We start from the raw sequence: 17,335 nt of genomic DNA, 5'->3' as shown, positions 1-17,335 counted from the left end.
CTTCAACATACTTTCTCTCCCTTAAAGATACTTTACCCTAGTTCCCATTAGATCGTTAGAGTTATAAGCACTTAAGTCTTTTGGTTGATTGGTGGTTGTATTGAGCTTTCAAAGGAAAATCCTGATCATAAAATCCGAAATCTATCCGATAATCAGCAAACACTACCCGAAAAACACTCGCAGGGAAATAATCAGCCTCTACGACCTGATAACCTTCGCAATACTAGCACACTTGCACTTTAACGGAGTTTACAAGCACGCTTACAGAGTCCTAATCGAAGAAATGAAGCTGTTCCCCAAAATCAGGTACAACAAACTAACAGAACGCTTGAACAGGCACGAAAAACTCCTGCTCCTAGCGCAGGAAGAATTATTCAAAAAACACGCCAGAGAATACGTTAGAATACTGGACTCAAAGCCCATTCAGACCAAGGAGTTGGCCAGAAAAAACAGGAAGGATAAGGAGGGTTCTTCAGAAGTCATCTCTGAAAAGCCCGCAGTTGGGTTTGTTCCCTCTAAAAAAAGTTTTACTATGGGTACAAGCTGACCTGTTACTCTGATGGAAATTTGCTGGCTTTACTGTCTGTTGATCCGGCGAATAAGCATGATGTGAGTGTTGTCCGGGAAAAGTTCTGGGTGATTGTTGAGGAGTTTTCTGGCTGTTTTCTGTTTTTGGATAAGGGGTATGTTAGCAGGGGGCTCGAGGAGGAATTTCTGAGGTTTGGCGTTGTTTACACGCCAGTAAAGCGGGGGAATCAGATTAGTAATCTGGAGGAGAAGAAGTTTTACAAGTACTTGTCTGACTTTCGCAGGAGGATTGAGACTTTGTTTTCGAAGTTTTCTGAGTTTCTTCTGAGGCCGAGCAGGAGTGTTAGTTTGAGGGGGTTAGCTGTCAGGATTTTAGGGGCGATTCTGGCCGTGAATCTGGACAGATTATACAACTTCACAGGTGGTGGGAACTAGGGTTTCCTTCATTTTCCTCTCCCTGGGCATAATGATTTTAATAACCCTTGCCTAACACTAGCTTGGGATGCAAAATGAGAATCAGGCTTGAGCATGGAGCCGGAGGAGAATTAATGGAAGAACTAATTAGGGAGGTAATCCTCAAGAATTTAACCCTTAATTCTGCTGGAGGAATAGGATTAGAGGAGCTTGATGACGGAGCTACAATCCCCCTTGGAGATAAGCATTTAGTGTTTACAATAGATGGGCATACAGTAAAGCCGATATTCTTCCCAGGGGGAGACATCGGAAGGTTGGCCGTTAGCGGAACTGTAAACGATTTGGCTGTCATGGGAGCTCAACCCTTGGCAATTGCAAGCTCGTTGATAATCGAGGAAGGGTTTGAAGTTAGTGAGCTGGAAAAGATTCTGAAGTCGATGGACGAAACAGCTAAAGAGGTTCCAGTTCCAATTGTTACTGGAGACACAAAAGTCGTTGAAGACAGGATAGGAATCTTCGTTATAACAGCTGGAGTGGGGGTAGCTGAGAGGCCGATAAGCGATGCCGGCGCAAAAGTTGGGGATGTCGTTTTAGTGAGTGGAACAATTGGAGACCACGGAATAGCACTAATGAGCCATAGAGAGGGGATCTCCTTTGAGACAGAGCTTAAGAGCGATGTAGCTCCAATTTGGGATGTCGTAAAGGCCGTTGCAGATGCCATTGGTTGGGAGAACATCCACGCAATGAAAGATCCCACAAGAGGAGGATTGAGCAACGCACTAAACGAGATGGCAAGAAAGGCAAACGTTGGAATTTTGGTAAGAGAGGAGGCAATACCAATTAGGCCAGAAGTAAAAGCTGCCAGCGAAATGCTTGGAATAAGTCCCTATGAAGTTGCAAACGAAGGAAAAGTTGTAATGATAGTGGCGAAGGAGTATGCGGAGGAGGCACTTGAGGCCATGAAGAAGACAGAAAAGGGTAGGGATGCCGCAATAATAGGAGAAGTTATTGGTGAATACAGAGGAAAAGTTATTCTGGAGACGGGAATTGGTGGAAGAAGATTTTTAGAGCCGCCTCTCGGTGATCCCGTTCCTAGAGTTTGTTAGCCTTTATCTTTTTGTCCATTTTCAACATCTCCCTCCACTGCCTCCCTGGCCAGTAAATTTGGCCACAACTTGTGCAAATGTAGAATTCATTATATGAATTGTAAACATTCTCTGGAACTTTTCCTTTAACCTCCTCTTTTTTTGCTGACCTTATGACACCGTTGCACTTAGGACAGCGAGCATTCTCTGGAAAAAGTTCACTGAACTCAACTCTCTCCATCATCAACTGCTTAACTTGCTCTTCGAAGGAGTTAGAGGTTATTAGGATTGCCCTTAGATTTCTAACCTGAGCCTGCCTGTAGAGCTCTACATCTCTAGTGAGGATTATTCTACCCTCTTCCTCTGCGATTCTTAATATCTCATTATCATCTTCTATTCCATAGAGGGTATCATACCCATACAGTCTGAGCCACCTTGCCAATCTGCCCAGCATCATGTCAGCTATAAATTTCAATTCTTATCCCAAGGAAAATTATCTTGGTTGAATTTTATATCTTTTCTGAAGATTTTTCGGTACAGGGTGGTTGGGCTTATTTTTCCATTTTTAGTTTTCTCTAGGCTTTATTTTTGAAATGGAGATTTTTTAGGGATTAGGGTTTGATTTAGTAACTCAAAGTTAGTATTTACAGTATGTTACAGTTTTATTACTTATTTGTTACGAAAGTTTTTCGAAAATTTTTGAATACCATGATAAAGACAAATTTTTAGAAAAAGTTTGATAGTTTCTGTTGGATTCTTTCAAAAGATTGCGAACTAGCTTGGTTAGAATAGTTAAGTCTTCTCCTTGGATAGGGTGTGAAAGCAGTGTTTTATTCCCAGGATGCTCGTGGGAGTGTTTTTGATTTAAAGTCCCAGGGGGAGTTGGTTTGTTTATAAATGGGGGGTTGCTGGGTAAGTTGGATGCCCCGTAAGGGTTATAAATTCAAGTGATATAATTACTCCATAGGAGTATTGGGGCGAAAAAGCCCCCTGTTACAATAAGACCAAAATAGAATTGAAAGCCGTCACGACGCCGTAGTCTCCGAATGCGGTAAAACTGATCTTCGTTACAATAAGACCAAAATAGAATTGAAAGTGTCTATGCAGAGGTTGTCAGGGATGACGGTACGAGGGTTACAATAAGACCAAAATAGAATTGAAAGGAATTTTTCCGTGAGGAAATCTCTAGAATAGGGTGGTCTCAGTTACAATAAGACCAAAATAGAATTGAAAGAGTTCTTTTGCAACTTGAATCCTGTGCTCACCATCTGTTACAATAAGACCAAAATAGAATTGAAAGGAGGTAACATCTAGCATAAGCGGTGACAAAAGACGCAGTTACAATAAGACCAAAATAGAATTGAAAGTTCTCTAAGAATTGCCAAACTTTTCTCCCTTTTTCGGGTTACAATAAGACCAAAATAGAATTGAAAGTTCGCACTAAAATCAAAACTGTGAAAGCCTTCTGGTAGTTACAATAAGACCAAAATAGAATTGAAAGGGTTTCACGCTCTTTGGCGGCGGTGGCGGCTCTCACAGGTTACAATAAGACCAAAATAGAATTGAAAGTGTAGTTGACTTTGAGAGGATCAAAGTATCCCGGGTTGTTACAATAAGACCAAAATAGAATTGAAAGTGCTCGATGTACTCCTCTTGGTGCTTGACTTTGGCCGTTACAATAAGACCAAAATAGAATTGAAAGGCGGCGGTGGCGGCTCTCACACGCTCCTACTACTTGGCGTTACAATAAGACCAAAATAGAATTGAAAGCTCTCGGAGAAGGACGTTAGCGTGGCCTTCGCCGTGCGTTACAATAAGACCAAAATAGAATTGAAAGTACCTTCTTCATCCCTGCTCCGTCAAGGTGATATTTTGTTACAATAAGACCAAAATAGAATTGAAAGAGCCAGGACTTCGTTTCTGGACATGCTGAGATCAAGGGTTACAATAAGACCAAAATAGAATTGAAAGGACCATACTCACCAGCAGCGGTGAGCCCTTTGCATTGAGGTTACAATAAGACCAAAATAGAATTGAAAGAAGGGGAATGGTTCACGTAGTACTTGAGGGCGCTCACGTTACAATAAGACCAAAATAGAATTGAAAGAAAAGATCAAAACAATAACACAGTCCTAATGCTCGTGTTACAATAAGACCAAAATAGAATTGAAAGACCACTCCTGAAAACGCTAGCAGGACTAGTGCTTGTGGTTACAATAAGACCAAAATAGAATTGAAAGGGAACTCCTCGATTTTAGTACCTGTGTCAGAGTCATAGTTACAATAAGACCAAAATAGAATTGAAAGAGGCACTTGGCTTGGAGGGATGACGTCCACTATTTTCAGTTACAATAAGACCAAAATAGAATTGAAAGCCTTCTCAGAGGGTGATTTATCTACATACCTATTATATGTTACAATAAGACCAAAATAGAATTGAAAGGTCACGTAATTCGCCAAGTCCTCTTGGAGACCGTTCCTGTTACAATAAGACCAAAATAGAATTGAAAGGTGGAGGACATTACAGGTATGTTCTCACACTGGCCAGGTTACAATAAGACCAAAATAGAATTGAAAGGTGGATAATATAATCCCTGTTTTTCCCAAGAATTAAGTTACAATAAGACCAAAATAGAATTGAAAGAGATTTGGGTCTAAGGGATATACAAAAGATGCAAAGAAAGGTTACAATAAGACCAAAATAGAATTGAAAGAGTGCCCTATCAAGAAACATTGCCACATGCCATGAATAGTTACAATAAGACCAAAATAGAATTGAAAGGTGTATACGGTATGCAACACATCAATAACTAGCTTGGCGTTACAATAAGACCAAAATAGAATTGAAAGTTCACTAGCTTTTCACACACTCTCATGGACATTAGCTAGTTACAATAAGACCAAAATAGAATTGAAAGTAATCTCAATAACTTTGGCTTCTTTTCTGTGTTTGTGTTACAATAAGACCAAAATAGAATTGAAAGCTGATAGTAAACTACGCTGATTTTGTAATACAAAAGTCGTTACAATAAGACCAAAATAGAATTGAAAGCCTTATACTTCCCTGCCTCAACGAATACATTAACAACGTTACAATAAGACCAAAATAGAATTGAAAGTATCTTGAATCTCTCATTTACTTCAGCAATCGGTAACTCCGAGTTACAATAAGACCAAAATAGAATTGAAAGGCAATGAAAAATTTTTGCAATGTCGAAATCAATGCCCAGTTACAATAAGACCAAAATAGAATTGAAAGTGGAACTCTATCAAGGTTTGCAACACCTTGCTCCCGCGTTACAATAAGACCAAAATAGAATTGAAAGACCTAGCCTTCACATCCCTCGACACCTTCTCAGCTGTTACAATAAGACCAAAATAGAATTGAAAGAACGAACCACTCAATAGTGTCGCCATAATCACCATGTTACAATAAGACCAAAATAGAATTGAAAGTGAGTCCCCTATAAACCTGTGGTCTTGGTCTCCTTACAAGTTACAATAAGACCAAAATAGAATTGAAAGGCCGACAACATCAGCAACGGTGAGCTTATTGTAAGGAGGTTACAATAAGACCAAAATAGAATTGAAAGAGTATTCCACCGAGAATTGTGCCTTTGTACTGGACTGCGTTACAATAAGACCAAAATAGAATTGAAAGAGTCCTAAGTCTCCAGCAAACCACCCGTCTAACCACCTGTTACAATAAGACCAAAATAGAATTGAAAGAAAGCTTTCAATAAGCCCTACACTAAAATTACTTAAGCACTTAAGCAGGTATTTAGCTCTAAAAACCCCTCAAAAGCTTTAAAAAAAGTTTATAGAAAATAAATAATAAAGCAACACTAATTATTCGGCCCTATATATCTCCTCAGAGAATGTAACGAATTCTGTCCAGGATAGATGTGCCAAGAACTTAGCCTTTGGATTTGGCTTTCCGTTCTTGAATGCCTCTTCATTGTAGGAGTATCCAACCACTTCTCCCACAAACCAGATGTGATCCCCGTAATCTCTTTCATCTATAACCTTACATTCTATGTTGGCCAATGCCTCCTTTATGCTTGGAACGCTCACGTTCTTTGAGGGAATCAGGGTTATGTTCATCTCCTTTAGCTTTGCAGGTCCCTTCTTTGTCCCAGCAATCCAGACATCTCTAAGCATGTCAAGGCTTGGAACGCTGATTACAAACTCCTTATACTTCTTTATTAGTCCATGAGTTGTTCTTTGAGGAGCAACAGCAACTCCAACTAAGAATGGATTAAACGATACAATCGTCACCCAATCAGCCGCCATAACGTTAGCTTCTTCTCCCTTCCCAGAAACAACCAGATAGGTTCTCATTGGATATAAAAGTCTATACGCCTGCATTTTATCACCCCCGGGTAATAAAAATGAATACGATTTCATAAATGTTTCTCTATAAGTCTAAGCTTCCTTATTACATCCCAGGGATCCCTGCCAAATATGTAGACACATGGTTCAACCCCAAATCCTCCTGGGTCAATCACGGCATCCCAGATTTCTTCCTTGAACAGTTCAGCAATCTTTACCTCAGTTTCCTCTTCTGATCTGCTTCCTTCTTTCAATCGGGCAATCTTCAGTCCAGAAAGTTTCAATGCCTCCTCGACATCCTCGCCATACCTTATGTTCAACACTGCCCTAACCTGGGGATTTGAAATCCTAACCAATATTTTTGCCGTATGCCTGCTGGCTCCAAATTGAGGAGGCATGGCAAAGGGCTTTCCGTGCACAAGGGTAATCCTTCCTGGAACGGCCGCAACGTCCTCTATCCCTTTTGGGTTTGGAAGTGAGTATGCAAAGTTAGACCTTATCTCAGGAATTAATTCGGGAAATTTTTCATCACTCAAAAGGACCGAAAGGGCCTTGGAGAGTTCTTCAATTACGCTCTGCCTTTCAGATATAAATGACAAAATTTCCCCACAAATGTTCCCAGGAAGGCCAGAATAGCTTTCATAGGCTTTGCAAAACTCTTCATTTCGCAAAAGCTCAAAGTATTTTCGCTCTAAAATCTTCACAAGATTCTCTTTCTTTTCTCCCCGCTTTATGAGTTCTACGAGAGCCAAGGCTATGTTCTCGATTTCTTTTTCTAGAGGTTTCAGAATCTCAGGGGGAGAATATCTGGTTATGTACTTACTCACCATAGCCTGGGTAACTCCCATGATATCAGCTATCTCACCCTGGGAATATCCTTGTGAGTAGAGAACCTTTGCAACCCTCGCCCTTATGGCTGGAATTACAACTTCTGCCCAAAACACGCTTGGCGTTCTCATTTTACCCGCCTCAAAGCTAATACGCTCAAAGCTAATATAAGAATAACTCCCACCCCACAAGTCTTCTCTTGAATTTCGGGCGGAGAAGAGGGGAGAGTATAGTTAAATGCAATCCCCACCCCACCACATTTAATCAGCTCTGCCTGGGAATAGTTTGAGTAGGGAATCCACTTCTCATCATAGAACCCTATCCTTGAATTGTATCCCGCGTAACCCCACTTTGCAACCTCTTTTATTTCTTTCAAATCCCTATCGTCTAGGTAAACAACGCCAGCCTTTCTAAGCCACTTTAACTCTTCCACTATTGCAGTGCCAGCATCTAACTTTGATGGATCAATCTCGGGAATAACGCTCATCCTCTCACTTTTTGTGGCGTTTTCTATTTTAACTCCCAAGAACCTCTCAATTTCTCCTAAGTCACCTTCAAACTCTATTATAAACTTCTTCTTGAAGGTCACGTTGTACTTAGCCAAACACCTCAAGAACTCCTCGTTGGGCTTCCATGTGCAAACGCCCAAGTAACACCCACACTGAGTATACTTTATGCACTCATACCACTCCCTATATACACAGGGAGAATATAAGCTCTCATTTCTAGGGCCACAAAGCTCTCCTGAGCATCCTCCAGCTTTACAATCTAAATCGCTTTTGCACTCAACCGTCTTAGGCGTTAAGATAACAACACTTCCGTTCTTCTCGAACTTATTTTCCTCAACTTTCCATCCCAATGCTTTAGCTTTCCCTTCCAACTCTAGAATTGGTAATTCGCCCTCGAACTTCCCCGAATATCTCACATCAAATTTGGTTGGTATTTGAACTCTCACATGTAACTTATTTTTCTCCTCCCACACTATCACCACGAGCTTAGGGTGATAATGCGATCTGTAAACTATCCTTCCATCATCTACAATCACGTTTTTAGCTGAAAGTAGAGGGTTTAGGTTGTACTTTTCAACCTCAACTTCAACCGCATAATTATCTTCTGGGAAAAAGCAGGCAAGTGCCAATGGAGAGAGTAGCAAAAGTATTCCAAGAGATGCGATTACCCTCCTCATTCCTTCCACCAAATCTATGATTGCACTTTCACCTATATATGGTTAGAGATAAATTTAAATACCAATTGAGGATGAGTGTAGAAGGGCTTCAATGGATTGGAAAGGTAGAGATGTTATCAGCATTAGAGACTTTTCTAAAGAAGACATAGAAATCGTCCTTTCTACAGCGGAACGCCTTGAAAAAGAGTTAAAGGAGAAGGGACAGCTGGAGTATGCAAGAGGAAAGATACTTGCAACTCTCTTCTTCGAGCCTTCGACAAGAACAAGGTTGAGCTTTGAGAGTGCAATGCACAGACTGGGAGGAGCGGTGATTGGGTTTGCTGAAGCCTCCACTAGTAGCGTGAAGAAGGGCGAAAGCTTGGCAGATACAATAAAAACTGTTGAGCAGTACAGTGATGTCATAGTGATTAGACATCCAAAAGAAGGAGCGGCAAGGTTAGCTGCTGAGGTTGCCGAGATACCGGTGATTAATGCGGGTGACGGGAGTAATCAACACCCAACTCAAACACTGCTGGATCTCTACACTATAAGGAAGGAGTTTGGAAAGATCGATGGGTTAAAGATCGGCCTTTTGGGAGATTTAAAGTATGGAAGAACTGTGCACAGCCTTGCAGAGGCATTGGCATATTACGATGTAGAGCTGTACCTAATCTCACCTGAACTCCTAAGGATGCCTCGACACATAGTCGAGGAGCTCAGGGAAAAGGGAGTAACGGTCTACGAGACCTCTGATTTGATGAGCGTCATTGGAGAGTTAGATGTGCTCTACGTGACTAGAATTCAGAAAGAGAGGTTCCCAGACGAGCAAGAATACCTCAAAGTCAGGGGAAGTTATCAGGTAAACCTCCAAGTGCTTTCAAAGGCCAAGGAAACGCTAAAGGTTATGCATCCACTTCCAAGGGTTGACGAAATTCATCCAGAAGTTGATAAAACCAAGCACGCGATCTACTTTAAGCAAGTGTTTAACGGAATTCCCGTAAGAATGGCCCTCTTGGGCCTAGTCTTGGGGGTGATTTGAATGGCAGAGCTTAAGGTTTCCGCAATCAAGGAGGGAACGGTAATAGACCACATACCAGCGGGCAAAGGCCTTAAGGTTATCCAAATCCTCGGGCTTGGAGAGTTGAAGAATGGAGGAGCGGTTTTATTAGCTATGAACGTACCAAGCAAAAAGCTGGGAAGAAAGGATATAGTTAAGGTTGAAGGCAAGTTCCTGAGTGAGGAAGAGGTCAACAAAATAGCGCTAGTTGCTCCAACTGCAACCGTTAACATAATCAGAGAGTACAAGGTTGTTGAGAAGTTTAAGGTTGAGATTCCAGATGTTATTGAGGGAATATTAAAGTGTGGCAATCCCAACTGTATAACCCATTACGAATATGTAACTCCAAAGTTCTACGTGATCAGCAAGGAACCATTGAAAGTTAGGTGTCACTACTGTGAAAGAACAATGGAAGAAGAGGAGATACTGGCTAACCTCTAAAGTTGAAGGCCAAGGCAACTTCCAGTGCAGTTCCCAGGGGAAGAATGTCCTCATCGACGTCAAACCTTGGGTTGTGGTGTGGGTAGATTATCCCCTTCTTTTCATTTCTAATTCCTAAAGCTATAAATGCCCCAGGTACTCTCTGGAGATAGAAGGCAAAGTCTTCTCCACCTAAAGTCTTCTTAACTTCTCCCACTTTCAGCCCGAGTCCCTGGGCAACTTCCCTTACGAACTCAACCATTCTGTCATCGTTTATTGTGGGAGGGCCTAGAATTTCAGTCTTGACTTCAGCTCTACACCTGTGAGCCTTTGCAACCTCACTTACAATTTCAGAAATTCTCTTTCTTATGAACCCTCCAAGTTCCTCCGTGAAGAACCTGAAAGTCCCCTCAAACTCCACACTTTCTGGAATTACGTTGAAAGCCGTTCCACCCTGAACTTTCCCTACCGTAACCACTGCACTTTCTAGCGGGTCAATCTCCCTGGCAACTATCCTTTGGAGAGCTAAAATTGCCTCCGCTACCGCTGGAACTGGGTCTATTGCATATTGAGGAGCTGCCCCATGCCCTCCTTTCCCAATTATTTTCACGTTGAACTTTCCAACACCTGCAAGGAATGGGCCCTTTCTAAGTCCAATTATACCAGACTCCAGCTCTGCCCAAACGTGAAGGCCGAAAATAGCGTCTACATCCTCTAATGCTCCTCCTTCTATCATTTTTAGTGCTCCATTGCCCCCTTCTTCAGCAGGCTGGAAGATTAGCCTAACCCTATTGTTTAGCTCTTCTTCATGCTCCGCAATTATCTTCGCTGCTCCTAGAAGCATTGCGGTGTGAGCATCATGACCACAAGCATGCATTTTCCCAGGAACTCTAGATTTGTATGGGACTTCGTTCTCCTCTTGAATTGGGAGAGCATCCATATCTGCTCTTAAGGCCACAGTTTTTTCTCCACTCCCAATGTCAGCAATTATTCCCGTTCCTACTCTCTTTATCTTATACCCCCACTCTTTTAGGTGTTCCTCAACTATTCTGGAAGTTCTCTCCTCTTCGTAACCTAGTTCTGGGTACATGTGGAAGTCTCTTCTCCAGGAGATGATTTCGTCCTTAATCTTCATGGCCTCCTCAAGGGGGTTGAACATTTGGACCACCGAAGGATATATTACCTGGTCGGAGATATTAGGATTTCGATGAAGTTCGATGTGGTAGGATTTGACTGGAAAGGTAAAGTTGCCTTTCAGAGTCACGCTCACACAGATCACTTTGCAAGCGGGAAGATTGTATACGCCACAAAACCTACAATATTCTTGAGTCATTTGAGGAACTCCACTCTATATTCCCAGGTCGAATATGGAAAGAGGTTCTACATCGGAGATTACAAGGCAAAACTCTATCCTTCTGGCCACATGCTCGGCTCCGCTGGAATTAAAATTTGGTTGGATGAGGGAACCCTCTACTATACTGGAGATATAAAGCTTGAGAGGTTAAGAACTGCTGAGAGAGCAAAGATCCCAAAAGCTGACTTTTTAATAATAGAAGCGACTTTTGGTGTCCCCATGTATTCCTTCCCAGAACCAAGGAAAGTAGAGAAAGAGATTATATGGTATGTGGAGGATCAACTTGACAGAGGGAAGATACCCATCATCCAGGCAAATCCATATGGAAAAGCCCAGGAAATAATTGCCATCCTTAACGCCCATGGATACACTCCCAGAGTTGATAGGGAAATTTTGAAAGTTTCGAGGGTCTACTCAAAATTTGGGATCGGGCTTAGAACTGATAATGAAGGAGAAGTTATAGTGTCATCATCCAAAGGCATTCTTGTTTCTGGTTTTGGAAAAGTAAAGCTAAGCAATCACGCCGACTTTTGGGAGCTAATTAGGATAGTTGAGAAGGTCGACCCAGAGAAAGTGTTCACAATCTTTGGCCACGCGCAGTCATTTGCGAAGATATTAAATGGGTTTGGGTATGAGAGCAGGTCGATATCGAGGGGAGAAGAAATTAGGAGGTGGATTTAATGCCCCTATACTTTATTGGACTTGGGTTATATGATGAGAAAGACATAACGCTCAAAGGATTGGAGATTGCAAAAAGGTGCGATAAGGTGTATGCAGAATTCTACACCTCTCTTATGGCTGGAACTACGCTTGAGAAAATCGAAGAGGTAATTGGGAAAAAGATAATAGTCCTCAATAGAGAGGATGTGGAAATGAACTTCGAAAAAATAGTCCTCCCAGAGGCCAAGGAAAAAGAAGTAGCATTCCTAACCGCTGGGGATCCCATGGTGGCTACTACCCACGCAGAGCTGAGGATAAGGGCGAAGAGAATGGGTGTGGAGAGCTATGTTATTCACGCCCCAAGCATTTATTCAGCTGTGGCAATAACTGGATTGCATATATATAAGTTTGGAAAGAGTGCCACAGTAGCCTATCCAGAGGGGAATTGGTTCCCCACTAGCTACTACGATGTAGTTAAAGAGAACTTAGAGAGAGGACTTCATACTCTCCTCTTCCTTGACATAAAGGCCGAGAAGGGGAAGTACATGACCGCAAATGAGGCCATGGAACTCCTACTTAAGGTAGAGGAAATGAGGGGAGAGAATGTTTTCACTCCCAACACTTTGGTGGTTGTCCTTGGAAGGGCTGGCTCGCTCAACCCAACAATTAGGGCTGGATACGTAAAAGATATGATAAAGGAAGACTTTGGAAAGCAACCTCATGTTCTAATAGTTCCAGGGAAACTTCACGTTGTAGAGGCAGAGTATTTAGTTGAGATTGCAGGTGCCCCAAAAGAGATACTTGAGCAATTTGCTCCTAGAAAAATGTAAAGTGGAGCAAGAAAAATTTAGAAAGCTTTTCATGTAACTTCATTATTTTCCGACGAAAGGGTTATTAAAATCCCAGGTGAGTTAAATTTGGTGATGAAGAATGGTAGTTAGCTTGGCAGGAAGAGATCTTCTCTGTCTTCAAGACTATACAGCCGAAGAAATCTGGACAATTCTTGAAACAGCAAAGATGTTTAAGATTTGGCAAAAGATAGGAAAACCCCACAGGCTTCTCGAAGGGAAGACATTGGCAATGATATTCCAGAAGCCTTCAACTAGAACAAGAGTTAGTTTTGAAGTGGCAATGGCTCACCTGGGAGGCCATGCCCTCTACTTAAATGCCCAAGACCTCCAGCTTAGGAGAGGAGAAACAATAGCTGACACTGCAAGAGTTCTCAGCAGATACGTTGATGCAATAATGGCAAGAGTTTACGATCACAAGGATGTAGAAGATTTGGCCAAATACGCAACCGTTCCAGTGATAAATGGTTTAAGCGACTTCTCCCACCCATGCCAGGCTTTGGCTGATTACATGACAATTTGGGAGAAGAAGGGAACTATCAAGGGAGTTAAGGTAGTTTATGTTGGTGATGGAAACAACGTTGCTCACTCCTTGATGATTGCAGGAACAAAGCTTGGAGCAGATGTCGTAGTTGCAACACCTGAAGGTTATGAGCCAGATGAAAAAGTAATCAAGTGGGCCGAGCAGAACGCCGCTGAAAGCGGAGGAAGCTTTGAGCTTCTCCACGATCCGGTTAAGGCCGTTAAGGATGCAGATGTAATCTACACCGACGTTTGGGCCTCAATGGGTCAAGAAGCTGAGGCTGAGGAGAGAAGGAAGATCTTCAGACCATTCCAAGTTAACAAAGATTTAGTTAAACATGCGAAGCCCGACTACATGTTCATGCACTGTCTCCCAGCACACAGGGGAGAAGAGGTAACTGATGACGTAATTGACAGTCCAAACAGCGTTGTGTGGGATCAGGCAGAGAATAGACTGCACGCCCAAAAGGCAGTCCTTGCTCTTGTCATGGGAGGAATTAAATTCTGACTTCTTTCTCCCCTTATTATTATAAATCTTGCCACCCTCTATTCTTTAGGGGTTAAGCATGAAGATAATTCCCATAGCTTCCGAGAGTTTGGGAGTCAGAAGCTTAGCAGTATTCGTTAAGGTAGGAAAGAGGGGGATTCTAATAGACCCAGGGGCAGCACTAGGGCCAAAAAGATACTCATTAAGCCCAGCAAACTCTGAAATGGCAGCCCTCCAACTTGCCAGAAGTAAAATACAGGAGTTCGCAAAAAAAGCTGATGTAATTACCATCTCCCACTACCACTATGATCACCATACTCCCTTCTTTGAGGGAATTTACGAAAGTTCCTCCCCAGAGATAGCAAAGGAGTTGTATTCAGGAAAAATACTTCTGATAAAGCATCCAACCCAGAATATAAATGCAAGCCAAAAAAGGAGAGCTCACGAATTCCTAAAGAACGTTGAAGGGATTGCAAAAAAGATCGAGTATGGGGATTCGAAAACCTTCGACTTCGGCGACTTTAAGATTGAGTTCTCCCCACCAGTCCCTCACGGAAGGGAAGGATCGAAGCTTGGGTTTGTAGTGATGGTTCTCATTGATGATGGAAAGAAAAGTGTGATACATGCGAGTGATACTCAACTTATCAACGAAAAGGCCGTGAAGTGGATAATAGAGAAAAATCCAGATCTCCTAATTGCCGGAGGTCCACCCACGTATCTAACACATAGAGTAGGAAACGTGAGAGACATTGGGCGAGAACTAATAAACAGGATAATAAATGAGACCAACGCAGAGCTGATAATTGACCATCACATAGTGAGGGACAAAGGTTATGAGGAGTTCTTCAACTCCCTAGATAAGAGACCTCTAACATTTGCCGAGTTCCTGGGCAGAGAAAATGCACCCCTAGAAGCTTATAGAAAAGAGCTCCACGAGTTTGAAAAGGGAAAAGATGTTGAATTACCAAAAGGGATAGTCAAATTCCTAAAAGAGCTGGGAGAGCAAAAATGATTGAGGAGCTGTTCAAGGGATTAGAGAGTGAAATCGTTGGACTTCACGAGATTCCCCCAAAGAGGGGAGAGTATGGGGAGTTCAAATTCAGGAATGAAGAAGTTAATGAGTTAGTTAAGAGGCTCGGATTTAGACTTTATTCTCACCAAGTTAAAGCCCTAGAAAAGCTGTATTCAGGGAAAAACGTAGTTGTTTCAACGCCCACAGCTAGTGGGAAAAGCGAGATATTTAGGTTGTTTATCTTTGACGAAATACTGTCAAGCCCGTCCTCAACTTTTCTCTTAATCTACCCAACAAGAGCCTTAATAAACAACCAAATGGAAAAATTCGAAAAAGAAAACACTATCTTTGAGGAGATTTGTGGAAAAAGAGTTCGAGCAGAAGTCTTAACTGGAGATACGGAATGGGAAAAGAGAAGAGAAATCATTAGGAGCAAACCAAACGTAATCTTCACGACACCCGATATGCTTCATCATCACATTCTTCCCAGGTGGAGGGATTATTTCTGGCTTTTAAAGGGGCTTAGACTTCTTGTCGTGGACGAATTGCACGTTTATAGGGGGATCTTTGGAACAAATGTTGCTTATGTTTTCAAGAGACTCTTTCTCAGGCTTAAGAGATTAAGTTCAAGCCCCCAAATACTTGCCCTTTCAGCAACTTTGAGAAACCCCAAAGAATTTGCTGAACAATTTTTTGAGACTGAATTTGAGGAGGTCAAGGAAGCTGGAAGTCCAAGCCCGAGAAGAATTATAGTCATGTTTGAGCCAAGAAGGTTTACTGGAGAACAACTAATCAAGCAAATTGTTGAGAGACTAACTAGAAAGAACATAAAGACCTTGGTATTTTTTGACTCCAGAAAGGGGACAGAAAGAATCATGAGGCTTTTCCTGTTCTCAGATGCTTTTGATAGGATCACAACATACAAAGGGACGCTAACTAAGAGGGAAAGGTTTCTAATAGAGAGAGACTTTAGGGAGGGCAACCTCACAGTTCTCCTAACGACAAATGCACTCGAGTTGGGAATTGACATTGGAGATTTAGATGCAGTAATAAACTATGGGATTCCTTCAGATGGATTGTTTTCACTAATTCAAAGATTTGGTAGGGCCGGAAGGGATCCAAATAGAATTGCAATAAACGGGATAATTTTGAGAAGAAATGGATTGGACTACTATTACAAAGAACATTTCGATGAGCTCGTTGAGGGAATAGAAAAGGGCCTAGTGGAGAAAATCCCCGTTAACTTGGACAATGAAAAGATAGCGAAAAAGCACCTCCACTATGCCATAGCTGAACTTGGAGTTGTCTCAATTAAAGAAATTGAGGGGAGATGGAAGAGATTCATAAAGACCCTCGTAGAGGAGGGATACGTGGAAGTTACAAGAAATCCAATAACTGGAGAGGAAGAAATAAGACTCAGAAGACCTCCTGTCTATTCTTCAATTAGAACGGCGAGCGATGAAAGCTACTTCTTAGTCGTGGATGAACCCTGGATAAGGGGAGCTTTGCAGAGGAAGAGGGGAGCCGAACTTCTCCGTTTTGTAAACTACCTCAAAGTTAGAGGAATGGTAGTTGAGGAAGTTGATGAGATAGAATTCCACAGAAGTCTACTCCCTGGAATGGTCTACCTTTCAAGGGGAAGGCCCTACATGGCAGTTGATAAGATAAAGATTGAGAAGTTCCACTTCGTTTTTGCGAGGCCTCTTCCAATCGAAGAAGAAATAGATACTAGTTCAAGTAAAATTGAAAACATTGAGATACTTGAGGTTAAAGACGAGAAAACTGTTGGCCCAATAAAAGTGAAGTTCGGAAGACTTAGAGTAAGGCACGAATACACTGGATACGCCGTGAGGGGAAGAGACGTTGAAAGGCACGTTAAGAGATTAGAAGAGCTAAAAGATGAGGGGATACTAAGGGGAGAGATTGACATCGTCCCATACATTTGGGAATCCTGGAAGTTTGCGAGGGTACTCTTTGACACCCCCTACATTAGAGAGTTTGAAACTGAAGGTTTCTGGCTTGAGTTTCCAAACGATATTAGGATAGTTCCCGAAGAGGAGTTTAGGGAATTCTTTGCAGTGGCCTCTGAGATAGATCCAGAGCTAGCGATGTTCCTCTACAACAGAATTAGTAGAAAATCTCTATTCCCCACGCTTCTGGGAGCAACCACACACTACATAAGGAGTTTCATCCTCCACCACGCCAAAGATAAGGGAGAAGAATTCGCATTTGCCGTAAAAAAGATGATCGACAGCAAGGATGGGATAGGCTCAGGGCTTCATGCAATTGAGCACAATATAATAAAGCTTGCTCCAGTTGTGACTCATGTGGATTCGAGAGAAATAGGCGGCTACAGCTACGATGACTTCCATGGAAAGCCAGTGATCTTCATCTATGATGGGAATGAAGGCGGAAGCGGAATAATTAGGCAGGTGTATGAGAACGTAGAAAAGCTGATGTACAGGAGTTTGGAGCATATAAAGAAGTGTCCATGCAAAGACGGCTGTCCTGCCTGCATATATTCTCCCAAGTGCGGAACTTTCAATGAATTCCTCGACAAGTGGATGGCAATAAGAATATGGGAAAAAGTCCTTCCTTAACAGTTATATACTCCCTCTTGTAT

General features: G+C 42.1%; 14 protein-coding genes and 1 CRISPR repeat array. Of the genes, 9 read left to right on the top strand and 5 right to left on the bottom strand.

Going from position 1 to position 17,335, the window contains the following annotated elements; translation table 11 throughout:
- The first annotated feature begins 91 nt into the window (after nt 1-91).
- Nucleotides 92-963 (top strand): IS982 family transposase gene (locus ACMFNG_RS06150; protein WP_430515108.1). Its coding sequence is split into 2 segments (ribosomal slippage): nt 92-517 and nt 520-963, totalling 870 coding nucleotides; the frame shifts between segments, so codons are not numbered across the junction.
- Between the two features lie 74 nt (nt 964-1,037).
- Nucleotides 1,038-2,048 (top strand): hydrogenase expression/formation protein HypE, encoded by a 1,011-nt coding sequence (gene hypE / locus ACMFNG_RS06145; RefSeq protein WP_014835178.1) that lies wholly within the window; start codon nt 1,038-1,040, stop codon nt 2,046-2,048.
- Here the strand turns inward: hypE and ACMFNG_RS06140 are convergent.
- The 4 genes from ACMFNG_RS06140 to ACMFNG_RS06125 all read right to left on the bottom strand — a co-directional run bounded on the left by ACMFNG_RS06140 (nt 2,035) and on the right by ACMFNG_RS06125 (nt 8,373).
- Complete coding sequence (locus ACMFNG_RS06140; protein WP_014835177.1) at nt 2,035-2,502, bottom strand: DUF5615 family PIN-like protein; 468 nt, start codon at nt 2,500-2,502, stop codon at nt 2,035-2,037. The two genes, hypE and ACMFNG_RS06140, sit on opposite strands and share 14 nt — an antisense overlap.
- Nucleotides 2,503-3,019: 517 nt before the next feature.
- Nucleotides 3,020-5,756: a CRISPR direct-repeat array (repeat unit 30 nt; unit sequence GTTACAATAAGACCAAAATAGAATTGAAAG).
- 120 nt (nt 5,757-5,876) lie between these two features.
- Nucleotides 5,877-6,395 (bottom strand): flavin reductase family protein, encoded by a 519-nt coding sequence (locus ACMFNG_RS06135; RefSeq protein WP_011011721.1) that lies wholly within the window; start codon nt 6,393-6,395, stop codon nt 5,877-5,879.
- A 35-nt stretch (nt 6,396-6,430) separates the two neighbouring features.
- Nucleotides 6,431-7,318 carry a thiamine-phosphate synthase family protein gene (locus ACMFNG_RS06130; RefSeq protein WP_011011720.1) on the bottom strand — a complete coding sequence of 296 codons (888 nt, stop codon included), beginning with the start codon at nt 7,316-7,318 and terminating at the stop codon, nt 6,431-6,433.
- Nucleotides 7,315-8,373, bottom strand: coding sequence for a CGP-CTERM-anchored Cys-rich protein (locus tag ACMFNG_RS06125; RefSeq protein WP_014835176.1), 1,059 nt, complete (start codon nt 8,371-8,373; stop codon nt 7,315-7,317). Before ACMFNG_RS06125 ends, ACMFNG_RS06130 begins: the two co-directional genes overlap by 4 nt.
- 91 nt (nt 8,374-8,464) lie before the next feature.
- Here ACMFNG_RS06125 and pyrB point away from each other — a divergent pair, with 91 nt between their 5' ends.
- A complete protein-coding gene (gene pyrB / locus ACMFNG_RS06120; protein WP_011011718.1) occupies nt 8,465-9,391 on the top strand; it encodes an aspartate carbamoyltransferase in 927 nt (308 codons plus the stop codon).
- Entirely contained in the window at nt 9,392-9,850 is a 459-nt protein-coding gene (gene pyrI, locus ACMFNG_RS06115; protein ID WP_011011717.1) for an aspartate carbamoyltransferase regulatory subunit, read from the top strand.
- On the opposite strand, the gene ACMFNG_RS06110 is transcribed toward pyrI, so the two are convergent.
- Nucleotides 9,840-10,988: a M20 metallopeptidase family protein gene (locus tag ACMFNG_RS06110; protein WP_014835175.1), complete on the bottom strand. Its 1,149-nt coding sequence runs from the start codon at nt 10,986-10,988 to the stop codon at nt 9,840-9,842. The genes pyrI and ACMFNG_RS06110 overlap by 11 nt on opposite strands.
- 48 nt (nt 10,989-11,036) lie before the next feature.
- On the opposite strand from ACMFNG_RS06110, the gene ACMFNG_RS06105 reads away from it, so the two are divergent.
- From ACMFNG_RS06105 to ACMFNG_RS06085, 5 genes are all read left to right on the top strand, one after another.
- Nucleotides 11,037-11,864, top strand: a complete 828-nt coding sequence (locus ACMFNG_RS06105; protein ID WP_014835174.1) for an MBL fold metallo-hydrolase — start codon at nt 11,037-11,039, stop codon at nt 11,862-11,864.
- Nucleotides 11,864-12,673: a diphthine synthase gene (dph5, locus tag ACMFNG_RS06100; protein WP_011011714.1), complete on the top strand. Its 810-nt coding sequence runs from the start codon at nt 11,864-11,866 to the stop codon at nt 12,671-12,673. The genes ACMFNG_RS06105 and dph5 overlap by 1 nt, the downstream gene beginning before the upstream one ends.
- Nucleotides 12,674-12,773: 100 nt before the next feature.
- Nucleotides 12,774-13,721, top strand: coding sequence for an ornithine carbamoyltransferase (gene argF / locus ACMFNG_RS06095; protein ID WP_011011713.1), 948 nt, complete (start codon nt 12,774-12,776; stop codon nt 13,719-13,721).
- A gap of 58 nt (nt 13,722-13,779) precedes the next feature.
- On the top strand, nt 13,780-14,712 hold the full coding sequence (locus ACMFNG_RS06090; protein ID WP_011011712.1) for an MBL fold metallo-hydrolase: 933 nt from the start codon (nt 13,780-13,782) through the stop codon (nt 14,710-14,712).
- Nucleotides 14,709-17,312, top strand: a complete 2,604-nt coding sequence (locus ACMFNG_RS06085; protein WP_014835173.1) for a DEAD/DEAH box helicase — start codon at nt 14,709-14,711, stop codon at nt 17,310-17,312. Before ACMFNG_RS06090 ends, ACMFNG_RS06085 begins: the two co-directional genes overlap by 4 nt.
- Nucleotides 17,313-17,335: the final 23 nt, after the last annotated feature.

The sequence above is a fragment of the Pyrococcus woesei genome (genome assembly GCF_050496105.1).
In the GTDB taxonomy this organism is placed as follows: Archaea; Methanobacteriota_B; Thermococci; order Thermococcales; family Thermococcaceae; genus Pyrococcus; species Pyrococcus furiosus.
This window is presented reverse-complemented; position numbering and strand designations above follow the sequence as displayed.